The following is a 1904-nucleotide window of genomic DNA, read 5'->3' on the forward strand; positions in this document are numbered from 1 at the left end:
CTCGGCAGCAACCCGTAGGCGCGCGCGGTCGAGGGTGGCCTGCGGCGGGGTGTTCTCGTCGACCCAGCCGCCGCCGTGATCGCCGTAGACGCCGATGGTGGAGAGATAGATGATCTTGCGGCGGCCCGCCGCCAGCACGTCGCCGAACGCTGCGATTGCGGGATCGCCGGAGCTGCCGGGCGGAATCGAGATGAGAAGGACATCGGCCTCGCCGATGCGTTCGGCCGTCATGTGATCCGGATCGCTCCCGGAAAAAGGATGCACCTCGATGCCGGCGAGATTGTCCCGCTGCGCAGGATCCCGCACGGTGCCGGCGACGTGCGAGAAGGCGCCGCCGAATTTGCCGACGAAATGTCTCGCGCTGTAGCCCAAGCCAAGAATGAAGAGCCGCATGCCTCTGCCGTGCCGGTCGGAGTTCCATTCGCGCTTGCTGCGCGTCCCCGCTCATAAGAGATTTTTGGGTCCGGCAAAAGATATTGCGATTTGTCTCGCCCGCTGCCTCGGGCGATGGTTGCTCGTCACCGAGGGTCGTTATGATCATGCAGGCAGAAGCAGCCACGATTGCGCCATCCGGTGCCGCGGAACTGGTCCGGCGCGCGGCCGCGCTGATCTTCGACGTCGACGGCACCCTCGCCGAGACCGAGGAGCTGCATCGGCAGGCCTTCAACCATGCCTTTGCCCGCCACGGGCTCGACTGGCAGTGGGACCGCGCCCTCTACAAGGATTTGCTGCGGGTGACCGGCGGCAAGGAACGCATGCGCGCCTATCACGGAAGGCTGCCGATCGCTCCGCCATTGCCGGATGCGGACATCGCCGCGCTTCACCGCATCAAGACCGCGCATTACGCCGAGCTGGTCGAAACAGGCTGCTGTCCCTTAAGGCCGGGCGCGATCGAGCTGCTCGCTGCGGCGAAGTCACGCGGGCAGCGGCTTGCGATCGCGACCACGACCTCGCACGGCAACATCGATGCGCTGCTGTCGCAGGCGTTGGGGACGAATTGGGCTGCGCAGTTCGACGCGATCGTCGCCGGGGACGACGTCAGACACAAGAAACCCGCGCCGGACGTCTATCTCGAAACGCTGGCACGGCTGAAGCTGGATGCATCAAGTTGCGTCGCGATCGAGGATTCCGCCAACGGGCTGATCGCGGCCTCGCGCGCCGGCATCCCGGTTCTGATCACCCGGAGCATGTTCTTTGCGGACGATGACTTCAGCGAGGCGCGGGCCGTGCTGGATGATCTGTCGGAACTCGGGGGCGCCAAGCCCAAAAACTGAAAAACAACCCCATGCACAGTAGAATGGGCCGGCGTGCCGGCCGCGTTCAGTGGACCCGGTGGCTCGCTCTATCGTCTTCAGCCTGCTCGACAATCTGCGCGATCGGGCTGGACTGGTGATGCACCAGGCGCCAGTCGTCCCCGACGCGGCGGAAATGGTTGGCGGCGGCCAACGCGGTGCCGTCGACGATCTCGATGCAGAGCACGCGGCCGCTGTCGCCGTCGATGATCGCCTGCGGCTCGGCGCAGACGATCTGCGGCCGCTCCGGATTTTGCAGGATGTCGCGCCAGCTCCCGATCACGGTGGCGCGCCCGATGATGGCCGGCCAGCCGGGATGGATGCAGGAAATGGCGTCGTCGTCCGCCCACATCCGTTCCATGCCGTCGAAGTCGCCGGTCGAAAACGCGGCGTAGAAGGCCGCGTTGGCGGCGATGATCTTGCTGTCCTTTGCCATGCCTCTCGGGTGGGGCAATGACAGGCAAAAATCAAGCGCGACTTCCGTTCGATTTCGCGTTCGATTTGAACTGCAGTGCAGCATTGCCCGCTTTGTGGTCAGGCCGACACGAGCGTTGCCACCGTCCGCCGCGCGCCGCCCTGATAGAGCTGGCCCAGCGCCGCGGTCACGGCCTC

General features: G+C 65.6%; 2 protein-coding genes and 1 pseudogene. 1 reads left to right on the top strand and 2 read right to left on the bottom strand.

Annotated elements, in window-relative coordinates; all coding sequences use genetic code 11:
- Positions 1-393 (bottom strand): annotated as a pseudogene (locus tag MOV75_RS36405) (NAD(P)-dependent oxidoreductase); the annotation flags it as partial.
- A 146-nt stretch (positions 394-539) separates the two neighbouring features.
- Between MOV75_RS36405 and MOV75_RS36410 the strand changes: the two are divergent.
- Positions 540-1274, top strand: coding sequence for an HAD family hydrolase (locus tag MOV75_RS36410; protein WP_246932356.1), 735 nt, complete (start codon positions 540-542; stop codon positions 1272-1274).
- Between the two features lie 46 nt (positions 1275-1320).
- On the opposite strand, the gene MOV75_RS36415 is transcribed toward MOV75_RS36410, so the two are convergent.
- Entirely contained in the window at positions 1321-1728 is a 408-nt protein-coding gene (locus MOV75_RS36415) for a nuclear transport factor 2 family protein (RefSeq protein WP_246932354.1), read from the bottom strand.
- Positions 1729-1904 lie beyond the last annotated feature (176 nt).

The sequence above is a fragment of the Bradyrhizobium sp. PRIMUS42 genome, assembly GCF_023006515.1.
GTDB lineage: Bacteria > Pseudomonadota > Alphaproteobacteria > Rhizobiales > Xanthobacteraceae > Bradyrhizobium.

Coding starts and splice junctions, on each gene's coding strand:
- MOV75_RS36410 (WP_246932356.1), top strand. CDS start 540: ATGCAGGCAGAAGCAGCCACGATTGCGCCATCCGGTGCCGCGGAACTG.
- MOV75_RS36415 (WP_246932354.1), bottom strand. CDS start 1,728: ATGGCAAAGGACAGCAAGATCATCGCCGCCAACGCGGCCTTCTACGCC.